This window comes from Ruminococcus sp. HUN007 (assembly GCF_000712055.1).
Lineage (GTDB): Bacteria > Bacillota > Clostridia > Oscillospirales > Ruminococcaceae > HUN007.
Genome location: NZ_JOOA01000002.1, coordinates 1346628 through 1366921 on the forward strand (window position 1 = coordinate 1346628; position 20294 = coordinate 1366921).

Annotated in this window: 15 protein-coding genes; 5 read left to right on the forward strand and 10 right to left on the reverse strand. The window is 43.3% G+C overall.

Going from position 1 to position 20294, the window contains the following annotated elements; all coding sequences use genetic code 11:
• The first annotated feature begins 28 nt into the window (after nt 1–28).
• Nucleotides 29–949 (forward strand): hypothetical protein, encoded by a 921-nt coding sequence (locus tag CC97_RS10070; RefSeq protein ID WP_156036875.1) that lies wholly within the window; start codon nt 29–31, stop codon nt 947–949.
• Nucleotides 950–1402: 453 nt separating this feature from the next.
• On the opposite strand, the gene CC97_RS10080 is transcribed toward CC97_RS10070, so the two are convergent.
• The 4 genes from CC97_RS10080 to CC97_RS10095 all read right to left on the reverse strand — a co-directional run bounded on the left by CC97_RS10080 (nt 1403) and on the right by CC97_RS10095 (nt 4119).
• Nucleotides 1403–2146 (reverse strand): hypothetical protein, encoded by a 744-nt coding sequence (locus tag CC97_RS10080; RefSeq protein WP_044974874.1) that lies wholly within the window; start codon nt 2144–2146, stop codon nt 1403–1405.
• Nucleotides 2146–3024 carry an ABC transporter ATP-binding protein gene (locus tag CC97_RS10085; protein ID WP_044974875.1) on the reverse strand — a complete coding sequence of 293 codons (879 nt, stop codon included), beginning with the start codon at nt 3022–3024 and terminating at the stop codon, nt 2146–2148. The genes CC97_RS10080 and CC97_RS10085 overlap by 1 nt, the downstream gene beginning before the upstream one ends.
• A gap of 1 nt (nt 3025) precedes the next feature.
• Complete coding sequence (locus CC97_RS10090) at nt 3026–3400, reverse strand: GntR family transcriptional regulator (protein WP_044974876.1); 375 nt, start codon at nt 3398–3400, stop codon at nt 3026–3028.
• Between the two features lie 221 nt (nt 3401–3621).
• Nucleotides 3622–4119, reverse strand: coding sequence for a GNAT family N-acetyltransferase (locus CC97_RS10095; protein WP_044974877.1), 498 nt, complete (start codon nt 4117–4119; stop codon nt 3622–3624).
• Nucleotides 4120–4326: 207 nt separating this feature from the next.
• On the opposite strand from CC97_RS10095, the gene CC97_RS10100 reads away from it, so the two are divergent.
• Both CC97_RS10100 and CC97_RS18845 read left to right on the forward strand, forming a co-directional pair.
• A complete protein-coding gene (locus CC97_RS10100; RefSeq protein ID WP_044976945.1) occupies nt 4327–5604 on the forward strand; it encodes an adenylosuccinate synthase in 1278 nt (425 codons plus the stop codon).
• A gap of 111 nt (nt 5605–5715) precedes the next feature.
• Complete coding sequence (locus CC97_RS18845) at nt 5716–7122, forward strand: hypothetical protein (protein WP_049962816.1); 1407 nt, start codon at nt 5716–5718, stop codon at nt 7120–7122.
• A gap of 231 nt (nt 7123–7353) precedes the next feature.
• On the opposite strand, the gene CC97_RS10110 is transcribed toward CC97_RS18845, so the two are convergent.
• The 4 genes from CC97_RS10110 to CC97_RS10125 form a co-directional block, all read right to left on the reverse strand.
• Nucleotides 7354–8415: an SGNH/GDSL hydrolase family protein gene (locus CC97_RS10110; RefSeq protein WP_197021854.1), complete on the reverse strand. Its 1062-nt coding sequence runs from the start codon at nt 8413–8415 to the stop codon at nt 7354–7356.
• A gap of 22 nt (nt 8416–8437) precedes the next feature.
• On the reverse strand, nt 8438–9340 hold the full coding sequence (locus CC97_RS10115) for an AraC family transcriptional regulator (protein WP_044976947.1): 903 nt from the start codon (nt 9338–9340) through the stop codon (nt 8438–8440).
• Between the two features lie 118 nt (nt 9341–9458).
• Nucleotides 9459–10304, reverse strand: coding sequence for a carboxylating nicotinate-nucleotide diphosphorylase (nadC, locus tag CC97_RS10120; RefSeq protein WP_044974879.1), 846 nt, complete (start codon nt 10302–10304; stop codon nt 9459–9461).
• 20 nt (nt 10305–10324) lie between these two features.
• Nucleotides 10325–11773, reverse strand: coding sequence for an FAD-binding protein (locus tag CC97_RS10125; protein ID WP_044974880.1), 1449 nt, complete (start codon nt 11771–11773; stop codon nt 10325–10327).
• 501 nt (nt 11774–12274) lie between these two features.
• Here CC97_RS10125 and CC97_RS10130 point away from each other — a divergent pair.
• Complete coding sequence (locus CC97_RS10130) at nt 12275–14230, forward strand: cellulase family glycosylhydrolase (RefSeq protein ID WP_044974881.1); 1956 nt, start codon at nt 12275–12277, stop codon at nt 14228–14230.
• A 184-nt stretch (nt 14231–14414) separates the two neighbouring features.
• Here CC97_RS10130 and CC97_RS10135 read toward each other — a convergent pair whose 3' ends face one another.
• A complete protein-coding gene (locus tag CC97_RS10135) occupies nt 14415–16499 on the reverse strand; it encodes an elongation factor G (protein WP_044974882.1) in 2085 nt (694 codons plus the stop codon).
• A gap of 192 nt (nt 16500–16691) precedes the next feature.
• Nucleotides 16692–19448 carry a preprotein translocase subunit SecA gene (gene secA / locus CC97_RS10140; protein ID WP_044974883.1) on the reverse strand — a complete coding sequence of 919 codons (2757 nt, stop codon included), beginning with the start codon at nt 19446–19448 and terminating at the stop codon, nt 16692–16694.
• Between the two features lie 277 nt (nt 19449–19725).
• Between secA and CC97_RS10145 the strand changes: the two genes are divergently transcribed.
• On the forward strand, nt 19726–20256 hold the full coding sequence (locus CC97_RS10145) for a hypothetical protein (protein ID WP_049962818.1): 531 nt from the start codon (nt 19726–19728) through the stop codon (nt 20254–20256).
• The last annotated feature ends 38 nt before the right edge of the window (nt 20257–20294 follow it).

Sequence of the window (20294 nt, forward strand, 5' to 3'; positions counted from 1 at the left end):
TCAGCTCAGTTATCGCAGAGCAGCAGAAATGCTAAATCTCGTATATCATAAAAGTGAAAATGAAACTGTAAAACTTCGTACATTATCAGATAACGCAATTCGTATTGGCAAAGAAATCACAAACGAAGTAATGCGAAAATCAGAATCAGTTCTGAAAATGTATGGTTTTAATGCCGAAACGGGGTTAGTCGAAAAAGGTGTTACCCTTTCTGAAAGCGTTACTCAGGTATACAACTCAAATGAAGATGCAGAAAATCGACTTGGCGAAATACAAAATACTATAAATGCAATCAATGATATCAGGGATGAAAAAATACCGTTCAAAAGTGAAGAGATTTACCTGGAATCAAAAGATAACTGTGTCTATATATCTGTTGATGATGTAGGAGTGAAACATCAGAAAGATGTACGCAAGTCGGATGTAAACTATGAAAAAGACGGCAAATACGTCGAAAATACAGTAGCTCATATCCAAACCGGTGATGAAACATATATACTCACAGCCGTAGGAATGCGTAATCTTTTCAAGATCCTTTTAGCGTTTCTGCTAACACATGATTTTCTTAGCAAAGAAATCATATTTTTCACAGACGGTGCTAAAAACATAAAAAGCAACATAAATGAAATGTTTGCGTTTCATAGTTATAGCATCGTTCTCGATTGGTTCCATTTGAAGAAACGGTGTCAGGAATACCTTAGCATGTCGATAAAAGGAAAGGATAAAAGAAATTCCTGCCTTGAAAAAACGCTTCGCTATTTATGGGTTGGAGATGTTACATCTGCAATTTCATATCTCTCAAATATTCCTGAGGGCGATGTTAAAAAACAAAAATGGCTGGATGAACTCATTGCTTATCTTGAAAGAAAAAGAGAATGTATTGTATGCTATGCAGTGAGAGATAAACTTGATTTCAGAAAATTCAAGCAATCCAGTAGAAAAAGCAAATGATATTATTGTCGCCAAGCGTCAGAAGCATAACGGAATGGCTTGGACTCCAAAAGGTAGTTCTTCGCTTGCTGCGATAGAATTTTTATATCATAACGATCAGGCATATGAATGGTTTTTTAATCATTCTATTCCTATGTTAACTCCAAATTTAATAGCGTGCGCTTGACAGAATAGCTATGTCTTTTGACACTGGAATATTATACCTCAGCCAATTCAACCGCACAGCTCGAAACTTTTTCTTTCATCTCCATTGAACGTCATCATCTGAATGAAGCCTGTTCCGGCTATAATTGCAAAAGTCTCTGCTAAATAAAAAACACTTATACACCTGAGAATCATCAAAAGTCCATTCAAAGATCATAAGATTTATAAACGGCATAATACTCAGAAATATAATCGTTACCAAATGAAGCCATCTCTGTCTGAGTTCCTTGTAGATCCAGCCTTTCATCATCATGCCTCTCTCCTTTCATACGCCTTGCGCATGATCAGATAATAGCCAATGCATACAACAACAAAGAATGAAATCGAGAAAATCAAAGTACTGCTCCGTTCAGCCAGATCAAATACGCTGTATTCTGCTCCGGTAGATACATTTGTAATTTTTCCTGTAAATAGATTTATACCGAATACCGGGAAAATCGCAGTGAGCAGAATTATAGTGATAAGAACTGATTTTACTACGGAAGAGTTTAAACCGATCACTACAGCACCGCTTTCAATTGCATCAATGAGCCAGATTTCTGCAGACATTATCAGATACATATTCAGCATAAAACACATCACATCGTATCCTGATCCGTAACTGATTCCCAGTACAAAAACTGAAGACAGTACTCCAAACAAAAGGAAAACTACGATTTTCAGTAAAAAATCTGACATCGCTTTCTCACCTGCAGTAAGAGGTAAAGTATATGAATAGCGCTTCCATCCTGAATTAATGTCCATTTTCTGAACGTTGTTGGTTGATCCGGATGTAACAGCACCTAAAAGAGCCAGAAGTACTGCAAACATCTGAATAATACTTTTTCCGGTTTCATAAGATAACCCGCTTTTTTTATCGAAGCTTCCTTCGCCTGACAGAACTAACGGAAGCATAAATAAAAGACCCATGAGACTATACAGTACAAGATAGAGAAAATAATGCTTCCATGTAAGTTTCAGTTCGCGGTAAACAAGTGATCTGTACAGTGCCATCATGACCACTCCTTTTCATCACGGTGAACGTAGTAGACCATGATATCGTCAAGACCGGCTGCATCGATTACTGCATTTCTGTATTTTGCTGCTGCGCTCTCGCGGTCTTTCACCATGATCTCTGCACCGAAATCATTCATTCTGATACTTACAATATCCTCCGGATCAATATTCTTCACTTCGTCCTTATCACATTTAAGGATGCCATGACTTCCGAGAATATCATCCTTGTAACCGGAAAGCAGTATCTTTCCTCTGTCGATAAATGTAACCATGTCAGCGATCTTTTCAAGATCAGAAGTGATGTGAGATGACATGAGTACCGAACGTTCACCGTTCTGCATGTACTCCATGAAAATATGAAGTATCTCGTCACGTACAACCGGATCAAGACCGGCTGTTGCCTCATCCATTACAAGCAGTTCCGCATTGTGCGAAAGAGCGCAGGCTATCTGCAGTTTCATTTTCATACCCTTGGAGAACTGCCCGATTTTCTGCTTTGGCGGAAGTCCGAAACGTTCTGCATATTTCATAAACTGAGCGTCATCCCATTCCGGATAAAGTCCCTCAAATATCTTCGAAATATCTCTGATATTGAAAACATCATGGAAAGGCATTTCATCGAACACCACAGCGATGCGTTTCTTTATCTCTTTTTCGTCTTTCGCGTGGTCAAGTCCGAAAATCTTTATCTGCCCTTCGCCGGTCTTTTTTATATTCAGCATGGTGTGGATAGTTGTGGTCTTTCCTGCACCGTTCTGTCCGATAAATCCCATTATGCAGCCTTTCGGAACAGTAAAACTTATATCATCCAGCTCAAAAGTCTTATATCTCTTGCTGACATTTCTGATCTCTATCGCGTTTTCGTATGTACTCATTTTAATCTCCTCCGTTTACCAGATCAAGCAGATCATGCAGTTCTTCCATGGTAAGTCCTGCTTTGCGTGCCGCATCTCCTGCTTCCATAAGAAGCGCCTCGATACGTCTTATCTGCTCTTCGCGGTATATCTCTAAATTCTGTGCCTTTACAAACGATCCTTTACCGGTATAACTCTCTATAAATCCGTCCCGTTCAAGTTCTTCGTACGCTCGTTTTGTTGTCATAAAACTGATACGCAGTTCCGTCGCCAGAACGCGCATGGAAGGCAGCGCTTCACCTTCACTTAGTTTTCCCTCAAGTATCAGCGTTTTGATCTGATTCACTATCTGCAGATAGATCGGTTCCCCGCTTGAATTGCTGATGTTGATATTCATTCTGTCTGTCCCCCTTCTAAAGGTCCGGCTCTTTTTAACATTTGCAACTGCTAAAAGAGTCTAAATTGTATAACCTCTATGTATACAATTATAGCAGCGTTTTATACACTTGTCAAGTGAAATTTATATTGAAAGTAAAATATTTTTTCGTTTACCATTCAAAAAAGTAACCGGAAACCCCTGACAGCGTTGATCTGTCCGGAATTTCCGGTTTACGATTTTTATAAAAACAGTTCCATATCGATGCATTCCCACACACCGATCGGCATTTCACATTTTCTGCGGTTAAACTCCTTAAACCCAAGAGAGCCATAGCATCGTCGGGCATTCTCATTGTTCTCGAACACCCCGAGATCTATTCTTTTAGCAGCGGTATTTTCCTTTACATATTCCACTGCAAGACGAAGCAGCTCTTTTCCGTATCCCCTGCCTCTGAATTCCGGATCTACAACAACGAAACCAAAGCGGACATTCTCATCATCGTTTTCTTTCGGATATCGGATTATCAGATGTCCGACTGCTTTACCATTATCATCGACAGCAGTAAGCGGAATAAATCTCCCCGTTTCTATCTGCGGAGCATAATTATCATCTATATCATTGTCTCCAAGCGGATACTTATTGAATCTGTCAGCAGACCATTTATACAGTTCCGCTTCCGACCGCAGCCATTTACATATAACTGCAGAGTCTTCTTTTTTATACGCACGTAAAAGCATCGTTTATAAATTCCTTTCTTTTTATAATACAATAGTAGTATATATAAAACCGACGGATTTGTCAAATTACTCACCCCGGCTGTTTTTTTGAAAATTTACTCTTGCATGTTGCATTTAAAATTGATATAATATATACGGGTGTTTTTGCGCGGAAGAACGTGCAGAACAATCAGTGAAACCAAAAATTTTGAAATGAGGAATCAGAACATGCCAAGTAGTATAGTAATCGGAAGTCAGTGGGGCGACGAAGGAAAGGGTAAAGTAATCGACATCCTTGCGTCACAGGCTGAAGTAGTTGTACGTTCACAGGGTGGTAACAACGCTGGTCATACAGTAGTAAACAACGGTGTTACTTACAAACTCCACGTAGTTCCTTCCGGTATCCTTTATCCGGACACACTCTGCCTTATCGGTGCGGGCGTTGTTATAGATCCTAAGAACTTCCTTGAAGAGCTCCAGATGCTCAAAGACAAGAACATTTCAACAAAGAATCTTAAGATAGATCCTCGTACACACGTTGTAATGCCATGGCACATCCTCCTCGACGGACTTTCAGAACAGTTCAGAGGAAACAGTGACATCGGTACAACAAAGCGCGGTATCGGTCCTGCTTACATGGACAAGTACGAACGCTGCGGTATCAGAATGTACGACCTTGTTCATCCTGAAATATTCAGACAGAAGGCGCTTTCAACAGGCGCCCTCAAGAACAAGATAATCACAGAAGTTTACGGCGGTGAAGCATTCGACCTCGAAGCAGTTATCGCTGAATACACAGAATACGGCAAGCAGCTTGCTTCATACGTTGACGACGTTTCAGTACTCACATACGAAGCAAACAAGGCAGGCAAGACAATTCTTTTCGAAGGTGCTCAGGCTACACTTCTTGACATCGACTTCGGTACATATCCATACGTAACATCTTCACACCCTGTATCAGGCGGTGTATGCACAGGTACAGGTGTAGGTCCTAAGATGATCGACAGAATAATCGGTGTTGCCAAGGCTTACACAACAAGAGTCGGCAAGGGACCTTTCCCGTCAGAACTCAATGACGAGATCGGTGACAAGATCAGAAACATCGGCGGCGAATTCGGTACAACAACAGGTCGTCCGAGAAGAACAGGCTGGTTTGACGCAGTTATCGTTCGTCACTCAGTAAGAGTAAACGGTCTTGACGGACTCGCACTCAACAAGCTCGATACACTCTGCGGTCTCGGCGACCTCAAGGTATGCGTAGCTTATAAAAAGCCTGACGGAACAATTCTCAAAAACTTCCCTGCAGCACTCGAAGAACTCGACGGTGTTGAACCGGTTTACGAAACACTTCCTGGATTTACAGAAGACATTTCAGGATGCAGATCATTCGATGAACTTCCTGAAACATGCAAGGCATACATCAAACGTGTTGAAGAACTCATCGAATGCCCTGTATGCATGATCGGTGTTGGTCCGGACAGAACACAGACAATCGAAAGAAACTGATAAAAACAAAACCGTCAGCTTATGTAACGTATTCTCTCAGAGCCGGAACCGTTTTCCACGCTCTGAGAGACTTTAAGCTCACGGATCATAATATTAGCGAGGTGATCAGGAATGGCTGAAAACAACCACAATCTTGACGGTATCAGTGCGCCTGTTCTTGAAGAAACTACTTACGATCCTTCAAAGGCCGTAAAACGTAGTCTTGACGGAATTCAGGCTCCTGCACTTGAAGAAACATCCTATACCCCTGAAAAGAAAACAGCAGGACTCGACGATGTTGCAGCTCCTGTTCTTGCAGATACTTTCACACCAGGCGCAGCACCGCAGTATGGTGCTCCTCAGAACGCACAGGCCGCTGCCCCGAACTTCCAGCAGTACGGTGCCCAGAATCCTCAGGCTGCAGCTCCGCAGTTTCAGCAGTATGGTGCACAGGCTCCTCAGGCCTCAGCTCCGCAGTTCCAGCAGTACGGCACTCAGAATCCTCAGGCCACAGCTCCGCAGTTCCAGCAGTATGGTACTCCTGCTCCACAGGCTGCAGCTCCGGCTTTCCAGCAGTATGGTGCTCAGAATCCTCAGAACGCAGCTCCGCAGTTCCAGCAGTACGGTGCTCAGAATCCTCAGGCAACAAGTCAGCCTTTCCAGCAGTATGGTGCTCAGAATCCTCAGAACGCAGCTCCGCAGTTCCAGCAGTACGGTGCTCAGAATCCTCAGGCTACAAGTCAGCCTTTCCAGCAGTACGGCTCTCAGAACCCTCAGGCTGCGAGCCAGCCGTTCGGACAGTACGGTGCTCAGAATCCTCAGGCTGCAAGTCAGCCGTTCCAGCAGTACGGCGCTCCGAATGCGCAGGCTGCAAGTCAGCCTTTCCAGCAGTACGGCGGTGCTGGTCAGACAAGCAGAAATCTGGATGATGTTCAGAAACCTGTACTTGCAGATGAACCTCAGACCGAACAGCGTTACGTTCCTAAATTCGTTGACCCTGATCTTGAAAACGCTAAGAAAACTGCAGTTGACAGAGCAATAAAGAGTTCACTCAACTCAGTTCCTGAAAGCTTTGACAAGGAAAAGAGCCGTGAAGTCTACCGTGAATTCATGCGTGAAAAGGAAGCTGATCTTGCAAGAAAAGGCGGCATGCTGGTTATTGTTATCATGGTCATCGGCATGATCTCCGGTCTTCTCACACTTCTTTACTCATTCATGGCGCTTAAGGATGAAACACCTGCATTCCTTGAAACATGCAATATGTGCACAACGATCCTCGGCGTCATCTTCCTCGGCGGCGCAGGCGCAATGCTCGTAAAGTCAAACACAACCAGAAAGATAGCTTCAAATATATTCACATTCGGTACAGTTCTTCACGTAATTCCGGGACTGTTCGTAATGTTCTCAAAGGTACAGGGTATGGCAAAAATAATGTACCTCGCAGTACTTGTGATCAACATAATAATCTGCTTCTCATACGGTTCAAGCGAAGCGATCAAGAAGCACTACAACGGCCACGACGACGAAGCTTATTATTAATGAAACTCTGCAGTTTCATTGAAACGAAGTTATTAACCCACGATAAAAAAGTTCAGCATATCCTCACGAAAAGGATATGCTGATTTTTTATTGTACTAATTTGATACAGCTTATGATTTCTAGGGATACACTGATTAAACCGGAAATCCGGCTTCGCCGGATTTCCGGAGGTGGGATTTGCGGGGCTTCGCCCCGGACCCCGCGCTGATTTATGAATAAATCAGCGTTTTCCTAGCTTAAACACAGTCCGAGAACCGTAAAAGCGGTATGTACCGATCCGTCGGCGATCTCGATCTCGATATAATGGGTCTGATTGAGCTCAGACGCCATTATTTCCTTATACGCTGCATAGTCGCCCCATCCTCCGGAAAAGTCACCGTCAAGATCACAGCACGGCTTTCCGTCGAGTCTCACGGAATAGATGCCGCTTCTTGAATCAGCAGTCCGAAGATATACAATGCCGATGTTACGGGCTATGACTTCAAAACAGATCCTTCCCTCCTGGGTCGTTGTCCAGCTGTGAGGAAACTGCGGACTGACATCTGAAGGCCAGAAGCCGGTGCACAGTACAGGATTTATATCACGGTTGTCGAAAAACTTTGCATTATCATATTTCTCATATGATTCAATGATCTCATAATACTCCGGCTCATCGGAAAATGTTTCGGAAAACACCTTGTCCATGTATGAGTTTATGAGTTCTGCGACAAGCGCATGGCCTGCTGAGGAAGGATGTATCTCATCCGGTGAAATGTTTTCCCACTTAAGCTTCCCCGCCTGAATTTCGGGCCAGATAGCATCAGCATAGCTGATCATAGGCAGATCATAAAGCCAGCCCGTTTCGGAATGATATTTCTGAAAACTATCTCCTTTTGAATCCACCATGAAAAGAAGGATAACAGCAGGCTCTGAATCATGACAGAGTATCTTTTTCACAAGGCTTCTGTACGAATCAATATTTATGCTTTCATCGGTATCATTCACTGAAAATTCCACAATGACGATATCAGGATCATGAGTGAGAAGATCACGTCCGGCGCGATGGACCCCTATGTAGGAATCAGTCGCCCCGATACCGCAGTTTACATAGTTTACAACTGTCCACGGAAACTTATCCCTCCACCAGTCGTAGGTAAGCTCCGCATAGGACTCTCTCCGCGAATCTGCATGACAGCCATGAGTGACAGAGCCGCCTATGACTGAGAATGTAATGGTCTCTCCACGGGCGGCTCTCTTTATTGCAGAGTAAAGACGGCTTTTATTGCCTTCGCAAAGAACTGACCTTTGTTTCATGGGCTCAGTTGCAATAATTCCGTTACTCTCCATCATCTGTCTTTAACTCAATATTCTTTTCAAGCCATGACTTACGGTACTTGTAAGGAGTGGTTGACTCGATCGCCTTGAACTGCTTGTTGAAATAGCAGGTGTCATAGAATCCACAGGCAGCAGAGATCTCCTCAAGTGTCTTGTCAGAATACTTAAGCAGCCATTTCGCATTTCCGATACGCTTCTGCATTATGTACTTGGCGATCGTTATGCCGTAGGCTTTCTTGAATTCCTTGGTAAGATGGAACTTGCTGATATTGAATTTTTCACATATTGTTTCAAGATAAATATCTGTAGTGTAATTCCTGTTTATATATCTTCTTATCTCGGCCAGTTTTCTTACTATCTGTGAATTGTATATCGTATCATTCTTCTTGAATGTCATCATCAGAGTAAGAAGATCTACTATAAGCTTTGATGAACGTACTTCAGTGGATGAATCATGTCTGGTATTTATCTCGATCAGCTGACGCATAAGATCCTCGAAAGGATCAATAATATCGGGATGGATAACATTAATATACGCATTGGCAAAATATTCGTAGTATCCTCGTGCTGTCGGCCCGTTGAAATGCAGCCAGAGCAGTTTCCACGGTTCACTCAGACTGCTTTTATACGAATGCGGCTTAAGGCAGTCGATAAGGAAACAGCAGCCCTTGGTAAGTGTATACGACCTGTTGTTATACACCAGTTCGCCCTTGCCGTCAAGAACGATCACGAAGAGAAAGGAATCGAGATTATCACGGATCGTGTTATACGGTTTGATAACATCAAGATAACCGATCTCCTGCACATAGAAAAAAGTTTCCTTTACCGAAGCACTTACAGTGCTCATTATGCGGTACGAATCCTTGGTGTAGTTGCTTTTGAAACTGTCAAACAAACTATCCATTTTACGCTCACTTCCTTTTTTATCAATCATTTTCCCTGAAAGCACTGATCCGTCCGTAAACCAGTGCGAAGCCACGTGACAAATCTCCGTAAAACCGCAGACCTGATCAGCGGACTCATTATTTCTTTGTTTTTATCTTCATTGAAATATCAAAACACTTAACTGAATGAGTAAGCGCTCCGAGTGAGATAATATTCACACCCGTAAGAGCTACATCACGTATATTCTCTGCAGTAACATTTCCGGATGCTTCAAGAAGTGCTCTGCCGGCTGTTATCTCAACAGCTTTTTTCATATCATCACAGTTCATGTTATCAAGCATGATAACTTCGCATCCGCAGTCAAGAGCTTCCTTAAGTTCGTCAAGATTTCTTACTTCAACCTCGATCTTGACCATGTGACCTATCTTTTCACGGAGAGCCTTTACTGCAGGTGTGATACCGCCGTAAGCATCAAGGTGATTGTCCTTGAGCATAGCCCCGTCAGAAAGATTGTAGCGGTGGTTCTTTCCGCCGCCCACGGTAACTGCGTATTTCTGAAGCGCACGGAGTCCCGGAAGAGTCTTTCTTGTATCAGTTACCATCGCATTTGTGCCCTTAACAAGCTCTGCACATCTGTTTGTTGCAGTTGCAATGCCTGACATATGCTGAAGAATGTTGAGTGCTGTTCTTTCGCCCTTCAGCAGAGTTCTTGTCGAACCTGTCATTTCAGCTATGATATCGCCCTTTTTAACATGTTCGCCGTCTTTTATTTTTATGATGAAATCAACGTCGCCTCCGGAAAAATCAAATACGCGCTTTGCTATTTCTATACCGCAGAGAACACCGTCATCCTTGGCAACATAGTAAGCCTCACTTCTGTGAGAATCATCGAGAAGGTTGTCAGTTGTGACATCCATGTAGTTTATATCTTCAAGAAGCGCAGTCTTTATTATATCGTCAATGTACAGCTGAGAAAGCTTCATAGATAAGTTCCTTTCTTTTATCAGATTATTTCCCTGAGAATGAGATAAGCAATTGTGATCAGAGAGTTTGCCTCAACATAGTCTCTGTTTACACAGTAGTCCTCGGAATGGATGAGTTTTCTGAGTTCCTTGACTCTTTCAAATCCGCGGACTGCAGCTTCCTTGTCAGGAATAACAAAGGCACTTTCCTGCATGATCTTTCTTACCTCTGTTCTGATGCCCTTAGGGATCACCGGCTTGTCCTCGTGTGAATCAAACTTATGCTCTGCAAAATCCTTAGGAACGCTTTCGGCACATGCTGCTATATGTGCTGCCGCATGTCTTGAGAATACAAGAGCTTCAAGCAGTGAGTTGCTGGCAAGTCTGTTGTTGCCGTGTACGCCTGTGTGTGAGCACTCACCTGCTGCGTAGAGACCTCTTATCTTGGTCTGTGCATTCTTGTCAACGTTGATACCGCCCATAAGGTAGTGCTGACACGGGAATATCGGGATCCAGTCCTTTGTGAGATCGAATCCCTGGTCAAGAAGATTCTTGTAGATCATCGGGAATCGGTTTTTAAGGAATTCAGGATCCTTGTGTGTTATATCGAGATAAAACTCAGTGGAGTTCTGTTTTCTGCTTTCATGAATAATGGAGTGTGAAACGACATCACGCGGAGCAAGTTCAAGTCTGTCATCGTAATTATGCATGAATCTCTCGCCGTGATAGTTGCGGAGGTAAGCGCCCTCGCCTCGTACAGCCTCGGAAATGAGGAAACATTCACGTGTCTGTCTGTTGTTGAATGCTGTAGGATGGAACTGAACATAGCTTAAGTTCTTTATGTCAGCACCCATGTCATAGGCCATTGAAATACCGTCACCTGTTGCGATGGCTGAGTTTGTGGTAAATTCATAGACACGTCCTATACCGCCTGTAGCCATTATAAGGAAATGGCTGTTTACTGCAGTGTATCCTTCTTCGTTAAGAAGGTTTACTGAAAAACCGGTATCGGTCTTGACTGCTTCACACATCAGTGTGTTTTCGAGTATTGTAACATTAGGAAGTGACTTGGCCTTGATGATGAGCTTGTCAACGATCTCGGCACCTGTCGCATCTTTATGGTGGAATATTCTGTGTCTGCAGTGACCGCCTTCAAGAGTGCGGTGATAGGTTCCGTCAGGATTCTTGTCAAAGTCAACGCCGAACTTAATGATATTTTCTATGTCGTATGCTGCTTCGCTTACAAGAATGTGCAGTGTTTCACTGTTGTTTTTAAAGCCTCCGGCAATAAGTGTATCGTTCTGATGCAATTGGATATTGTCATTAGGAGAATTGTAAACGCCTGCGATACCGCCCTGCGCAAGTGCGGAGTTGCAAAGCTTCAGCTCCCTTTTTGCAATTACAAGTACTTTAAGATTTTCAGGGAGATTGATAGCCGCATAAAGACCGGCTGCTCCGCTTCCTGCAATAATTACATCATAATTATTCATAATTTTGTCTCCAGAACACGGCACACGAAAGATGCACTGATCTTTCCGCAGACATCCTTAAAAAGCAGGATAACGTGATTTGTCAGCGATCGTCCCGGATGTGCCGGATGATATTTTCAAAAAATTGTACATTTTTATTATACCACAGGCTATGCTTAAATTCAATAAAAAAATTCAATTTAAGCATAAATTAAATACTACATTATATAATCTAAATCACAAAAACGGACCCGTTTTTATATAAAATAATATCCATTTGAATGAAAATAAATTTTTAACCTTGAATTAATTTGACAATATCTGTGTTATGAGATAGAATTATTCTGTAGAGATTTAACCCAAAAACAAAAATACAATTATGCTTTTGAGAAACACTGAACCGTGTACATACCGCACATTGCGGACACACATCAGAATTACTGCAGAATATCGCCAAATCATCTGCAGCACCACGGCCGGTGTATTCTCCGACACAGTAAAATTATAAAGGATGAGTGTAAATTGACTGGAACTAAAAAAATAACAGCAGCCCTTCTTTCACTCTGCCTTATCTGCGCATCATTCTCTCTGAACGGCTGCAGCCAGACAGATGAGAATACATCCGTCACGGACACACGTTCTTCCGGCAGCTCTGCTGACAATGACGACAGTGAAGAGGAAGATACCTCCGATGGCGAATCATCACAGGATTCTGATGAAGAAAGCAGTTCCGATGATGATGACAGCGATAAGGAGAAAGAAACAAACAAGAACAAAGACGGTAAAGGCTCCGGCGAGGATGCTGATACCAAAAAGATCGCCTTTACTTTAAAGAACGGTAACAGCTGGCCGGAAGGAAACATTAACATTTACCAGCTCGACGGCACTGTTACAAACAACCAGTCCGCAGCGATAAGCGACTGGAAAGTAACGGTTCCTGTAAACAAGGACATCGACGTCAAGAATTCATGGGGACTTACCTGGGAGCTTGACGGAAGCACACTTATTATCAAGCCGGACAACAACACCGGCAATATTCTTCCTAACGGAAGCATAAACTTCGGCATACAGATCGCATCGCCTGAAGATATAAGTGCAAAGGAAGCCGTATTTACCGCAAAGAATACATCGGCTTCAAACAACGTACAGAACGGACAGAACAACAACAACAATAACAATAATAATAATAATAACGAAAACCAGAACCAGAACAATAATCAGAACAGCGGACAGACATCCTCACCGAATGCCAAGGATGTTCCTGCTCCTTCAACAGATGACTGGCTCAGTGTTGAAAAGAATAAGATCGTTGATTCAAACGGTAAGGAAGTATGGCTTACCGGATGCAACTGGTTCGGCTACAACACCGGTACAAACATTTTCGACGGACTCTGGAACGCTGATCTGAACACATCTGTAAACGCCATTGCAGACCACGGTTTCAATCTTATCAGAATTCCTATCTCAACCGAACTCGTAAATCAGTGGGAGGACGGTACCTATCCGCAGGCAAACTTCAACCAGGCTACAAACTCCTATCTCGTGGGAATGAACAGCCTTGAGATATTCAACTACGTTATCGGTCAGTGCCGTGCCAACGGTATGAAGATCATGATCGATTTCCACTGTGCAACAACAAACGCCGCAGGTCATAACTATCCGTTATGGTGCGACGACAAGATATCAGAAAAGGACTACATCAGAGCCCTTGAATGGATCGCTTCAACATACAAAAATGACGATACTATCATCGCCATCGACCTCGAAAATGAACCTCACGGGAAGCCTGATGAGAAGCCTCGCGCAAAGTGGGATGATTCAAAGGATTCCGACAACTGGAAGTACATTGCTGAAAAGGCCGGTCTTGCAGTTCTGAACAAGAACCCTAACCTGCTCGTCATGGTCGAAGGTATTGAGTGCTATCCTGTTGACACTAAGAAAAACGGTAATTACAAGTCCACAGACAAGTCTGACTACTACTTCAACTGGTGGGGCGGAAACCTCCGCGGCGTAGCAGACCATCCTGTAGACCTCGGCAAGTATAACAACAAGCTCGTTTATTCACCTCACGACTACGGCCCGACAGTTTACGAACAGCCGTGGTTCGAAGGCAGCTACACATTCGATTCCCTCATGGATGACTGCTGGCGCGACAACTGGTTCTACATCTACGAACAGAAAAAAGCTCCGCTCCTCATCGGTGAATGGGGCGGCTTCATGAAGGAACCAAACCTCACATGGATGACCTACTGCAGAAAACTCATCAAGGAAAACAAGCTCCACCACACATTCTGGTGCTTCAACGCAAATTCCGGAGATACAGGCGGACTTGTACTTGATGACTTCACAACATGGGACAACGACAAGTACGAATTCGTAAAGGAAGTTCTCTGGCAGACAGACGACGGCAAATTCATCGGCCTCGACCACCAGATCCCACTCGGAGAAAACGGAATTTCACTTTCAGATTATCGCTGATAATTCAAAACAAACATAAAAATGCTTCGCATCACAGAGATGCGAAGCATTTCTTTTTGTCATTACTTCAACTTGTGCAAATTTTGCACAAGTTGAAATTTGTGATAAATTATAGTCATTATTCACAGATTGAGTTAGTGTCAAAATGGCACATACTTATTTCTGTACGAAGGTTCCCGCCGTATTATTCACCGTCATTTGAAAGACTTACTATAACTTCCGGAACAAGGTTTGCAGGAAGCTGTTCGTATCTTACAAACTCGAATGTGAAGTCGCCGAGACCTCTTGTTGTCTGTCTGAGGTATGTAGCGAAGTCATGCATTTCCCTTACAGGTACATCAGCGAGGATCTCTGTCATGCCTTCCTCTTCAGCCGGGTTCATGCCAAGCATACGTCCGCGGCGCTTGTTGAGTTCACCCATAACGTCACCTGTCTTGTCGTCTGAAACACGTACTGAAAGACTTCCGATTGGTTCAAGAAGAACCGGGTCAGCCTGCTTGAGTCCTTCCTTGTATGCGATTGAAGCAGCAGTCTTGAATGCCATTTCAGATGAGTCAACCGGATGGTATGAACCGTCAACGAGAATAGCCTTGAGTCCTACCACAGGGCAGCCTGCAAGAACACCCTTCTTCATGCTTTCCTGAATACCCTTTTCAACTGCCGGGAAGTAGTTCTTAGGAACCGCACCGCCGAATACTCTTTCTTCGAACACGAGTTCGTCACCTACTGTAGGCTCGAATTCCATCCATACATGTCCGTACTGGCCGTGACCGCCGCTCTGCTTCTTGTGCTTGCCTTCAACCTTTACCTTCTTTCTGATCGTTTCCTTGTAAGGTATCTTAGGAACTGTAAGTACAACGTCGGCACCGAACTTTTCCTTGAGCTTTGAAGCTGCTATTTCAAGATGCTGGTCGCCGAGGCCGCTTAATATCTGTTCAGTTGTTGAAGGATCCTGTTCATATTTAAGTGTAGGATCTTCTTCAAGAAGCTTTGCGATACCAGCAGATATCTTGCTTTCATCGCCCTGTGCCTTAGCCTTTACAGCCATTGAGTAGCACGGAGCCGGATACTGTACAGCATCGAACTTAACTGTTCTTGAAGGATCGCAGAGAGTATCTGATGTGCTTATATCTGTCTTGACTGCTACAACAATGTCACCTGCATTAGCACTATCAACTTCTTCCTGCTTCTTGCCAACCATGTTGTAAAGCTTGCCTATCTTGACATTCTGGCCGCTTGTGGAATCAAATACTGTATCACCTGACTTAAGCACACCGGCGTAAACCTTGATGTATGACATCTTTCCTACGAAAGGATCGACTGTTGTTCTGAATACGAATGCTGCAAGCGGATCAGAAACCGTACAGTTTATTTCAACCGGATCACCGTTTTTATCTTCAGCCACCGGCTTTGCTACTTCAAGCGGAGAAGGAAGAAGAAGTGAGATCTCCTTTAAAAGCATGTCTATTCCGGCAAGTGATTCAGCAGATGTTGCGATTACCGGAGTGATCTTGCCCGCATTTACACCCTTGTGGATACCGTCTATAAGCTCCTTCTGAGTAAATGCTGTTCCTTCAAAGAACTTTTCCATAAGTTCATCATCAGTTTCAGCAACGGCCTCACTGATAGCCTGGATAAGACCGTCAAGTCTGTAGTCCATTTTGTCGGCTATATCGCCTTCAGGCATATCTGTTTCAACAGCTTCACCCTTGTCGTTGTATTTATAAGCCTTCATCTCGATAAGATTGATGTAGCTTGAAATGCTTCCGTCCCTGATGACCGGAACAACTACCGGACACACTGTAGGACCGAAAGCGGTCTTGAGCTCTGTAAGAGTATTATAGAAATTTGCATTAGGATCGTCAAGCTTTGTTACGATGAATACTCTTGACTTTCCGAGCTTTTCTGCAAATTTATAAGCTTTTTTTGTACCTACCTTAACCCCTGACTTGCCTGATACTGTTATCATGACAGAGCCGGCTGCAGTAATACCTTCACGCATTCCGCCTTCAAAATCAAAAAGGCCCGGAGTGTCGATGAGATTTACCTTTATTCCTTCTGTAACGAAGTTGGCTATTGATGTATTTATTGAAACTTTTCTCTTGATTTCTTCCGGATCAAAGTCACAAACAGTGTTTCCTTCTTCTGTCTTTCCAAGACGTTCTGTAACCCCTGCCCTGAAAAGTAATGCTTCAGCAAGCGAAGTCTTGCCTGAACCGTTATGTCCTGCAAGAGCGATGTTTTTAATAGTTTCTGCATTGTTAGTCATAATCACATTTCCCCTTTATGTAGATTTGTACAAAATATTATGTTAGTTATTATATCACTTTTGTTTTTTTAACACAATACATAATTAAAAATTTCATTCCAATAGATAAAATAATTATAATGTGTTTGTACACAACGCACAAAAAGCGGACCCGTCACGAGTCCGCTTTTGTAATTATAGTTTGTATAGTTATCAGTCTTCGTTAAGTCCGCAGCACTTCTTGTACTTCTTGCCGCTTCCGCAAGGACAAAGCTCATTGTCCTTTATTTTATTTGACTTCGCAGCTCCTGAGAAGCTGCCGTCGCCTGCGCCTGCATTAGGAGCATCAGGCTTGTTTACCTGTACACGTTCAGGAGCCTGATTGTTTGCAAGTCTTACAGTGAGAAGCATACGTACTGTATCTTCACGGATGCTTTCTACCATTGCATCGAACATTTCAAAACCTTCGTATCTGTATTCAACAACAGGGTTCTTCTGGCCGTAGGCTCTGAGTGAGATACCCTTCTTGAGTTCGTCCATGTCGTCGATGTGAGCTGTCCACTTTGAGTCAACAACTCTGAGAAGGATAACTCTTTCGAGTTCTCTGATAGCTTCCTCGCCGTACTGAGCTTCCTTGTCGGCATAGAGCTTCAGTGCTCTCTCAGTGAGCATATTGACGATATCCTTCTTTTCTGTTTCCTCAAACTTGTTTTCATCTTCTTCAAGATCCTTAAAGTCATCTTCCTTTGTTATCCAGTCGAGGAAGTATTCCCTGAGAGCAACAAGGTTCCAGTTTTCCTTGTCTTCACCGTCTTCAAGAAGATATCTGTCAACAGTAGTCTCGATGAGATCCTTTATCATCTTGATGATGCTGTCGTGGAGATCATCACCGTTAAGAACCTTTGAACGCTGATCGTAGATGATCTCACGCTGCTTGTTCATAACATCGTCGTAGTTGAGGACATTCTTTCTTATGCTGAAGTTACGTCCTTCAACCTTCTTCTGTGATGACTCGATCATCTTTGTGAGGAACTTGCTTTCGATAGGCATTGTTTCCTCAACGTTGAGAGTCTTCATGAGGTTTTCTATTCTGTCAGCTGCAAAGATTCTCATGAGGTCGTCTTCGAGTGAAAGGAAGAAACGGCTTTCGCCCTCGTCGCCCTGACGTCCTGAACGTCCGCGAAGCTGATTGTCAATACGTCTTGATTCATGACGTTCGGTACCGATAATGAAAAGACCGCCTGCCTTACGTACTTCAACTGCCTTTTCCTTAACCTCGGCACTGAACTTGTCGTAAAGTTCCCTGTAGACTTTTCTTGCCTCGATTATAGTTTCATCATCAGTTTCAGCATAGCCAACTGCTTCGTTGATGATATCTTCCTCGTAGCCCTTCTTGCGCAATTCTGCCTTAGCCTGGAATTCAGCGTTACCGCCGAGGATGATGTCAGTACCACGTCCGGCCATGTTGGTAGCGATAGTAACTGCTCCGAGCTTACCTGCCTGAGCAACGATCTCAGCTTCCTTTTCATGCTGTTTTGCGTTGAGGACGCTGTGCTTGATGCCCTTCTTCTTGAGGAGAGCAGAGAGCTTTTCTGACTTGTCGATGGATACTGTACCTACGAGTACCGGCTGTCCTTTTTCATGACACTCAACGATCTGGTTGATAACAGCTTCGAATTTTCCGCGTTCTGTTCTGTACACCTGATCTGAATGGTCTATTCTCTGTACCGGTCTGTTTGTCGGTACCTGAATAACGTCGAGTTTGTAGATCTCCTTGAATTCATCTTCTTCAGTCATAGCTGTACCGGTCATACCGGAAAGCTTTGCGTAAAGTCTGAAGTAATTCTGGAATGTGATAGTAGCAAGTGTCTTTGATTCATGAGCTACCTTAACGCCTTCCTTGGCTTCAATAGCCTGGTGGAGACCGTCGTTGAAACGACGTCCCATCATGAGACGGCCTGTGAATTCATCAACGATGATAACTTCGCCGTCCTTTACAACGTAGTCGATATCTCTCTTCATTACACCGTTAGCCTTGAGGGCCTGGTTGATATGGTGAAGAAGAGTCATGTTGTCAGGGTCCATGAGGTTTTCAACGTTAAAGTGCTTTTCAGCTTTCTTTACACCTGTTCTTGTTATAGTAGCGGATTTCGACTTTTCATCGATGATGTAGTCATATTCCTTGTTGAGTTCATCCTGGTCTTCCTTGTCGTCCATTTCAACGACTGTTACAGGAACAAGAGTCTTGGCAAACTTGTCAACTATACCATAGAGCTCTGTTGACTTTTCGCCGCGTCCTGAAATGATAAGAGGAGTTCTTGCTTCATCGATGAGGATGGAGTCAACTTCGTCGACGATAGCAAAGTTAGGTTCTCTCTGAACCATGTCCTTCTTGTAGATTACCATGTTGTCACGAAGGTAGTCAAATCCGAGTTCATTGTTTGTGGCATAAGTGATGTCACAGTTGTATGCAGCTCTTCTCTGACCGTTGTTGAGGTCATGAAGGATAACACCTATTGTAAGACCAAGATAGCGGTATACCTTACCCATTTCCTCAGACTGGAACTTGGCAAGATAGTCGTTTACTGTTACTACGTGAACGCCCTTTCCTGAAAGTGCGTTGAGATAAGCTGCAAGGCAGGCTACGAGAGTTTTACCTTCACCGGTCTTCATTTCTGCGATACGTCCCTGATGAAGAACGATAGCACCGATGATCTGTACAGGGAAAGGTTTTTTGCCGAGTACACGGAATGCAGCTTCACGGCATGTTGCAAGAGCCTCCGGAAGAATGTCATCAAGAGTTTCACCTGCAGCAAGTCTGTCCCTGAAAGCTTTTGTCTTGCCCTTGAGTTCAGCTTCGGAAAGCTTTGAATATTCTTCATCAAGGTCAAGGACAGCCTGTTTTATCGGTTCAATACGTGCAAGTTCCTTTTTGCTGTATGAACCAAAAATTTTATCTATTAAACTCATTTTACTTTAGTCCACCTTTAAAAATTTAATATTATGAATTAATGTATTACGAATACAGTTTAGTACCAGGTAATAATAAATACACATATTATATTTTATCGTAAATTTAAAAATTTGTCAATAGCGCACATTTTCCATTTTGGCTTTTTTTTCACAACACAGACTGTACCGTCAGCAGTTTTTTCAGTTATATATTGATATAAATCATAATTTATGGTATAATAAAGGAAAACAGCAGCGTTTCCATTATTATCGCCTGAAAAGGAGGACGGACGATTTGTACGCTATAGGATCAAAAAAGAATCTTCTTAACAATGAACACAGCAACGGCTACTATGAAACTGTAAAGGATCTGCTTGAAAATGACCTTGTACAGAAAATGAAGGAATTTACTCAGCACGGCAACACATCAACATTTCAGCACTGCATCAATGTTTCATACTATAACTACAAACTCTGCCGGCTTTTCCGTCTTGATGCAAGAGCCGGTGCGCGTGCCGGGCTTCTGCATGACTTTTTCCTTTATGACTGGCATACTCACACCAGGGAAACCGGAGACCATTTTCACGGTATGACCCATCCGAAGGCGGCACTGCGTAATGCATGCGAGCATTTTACGCTTACTGACAAGGAAAAGGACATCATTTTAAAGCATATGTTCCCGCTGACTATTACTCCGCCGAGTTACAAAGAAACTGTTGTTATAGTTCTGGTGGACAAATACTGCGGGCTGATAGAAACAGCAGCACACATATTTTCAAAAATAACAGGCCGGTACAGGCAGAGCGAGATCAGTACCAGGCAGTAAAAAAAGCAGCATATCACCGCTCCGTTCAGAGCCAGCAT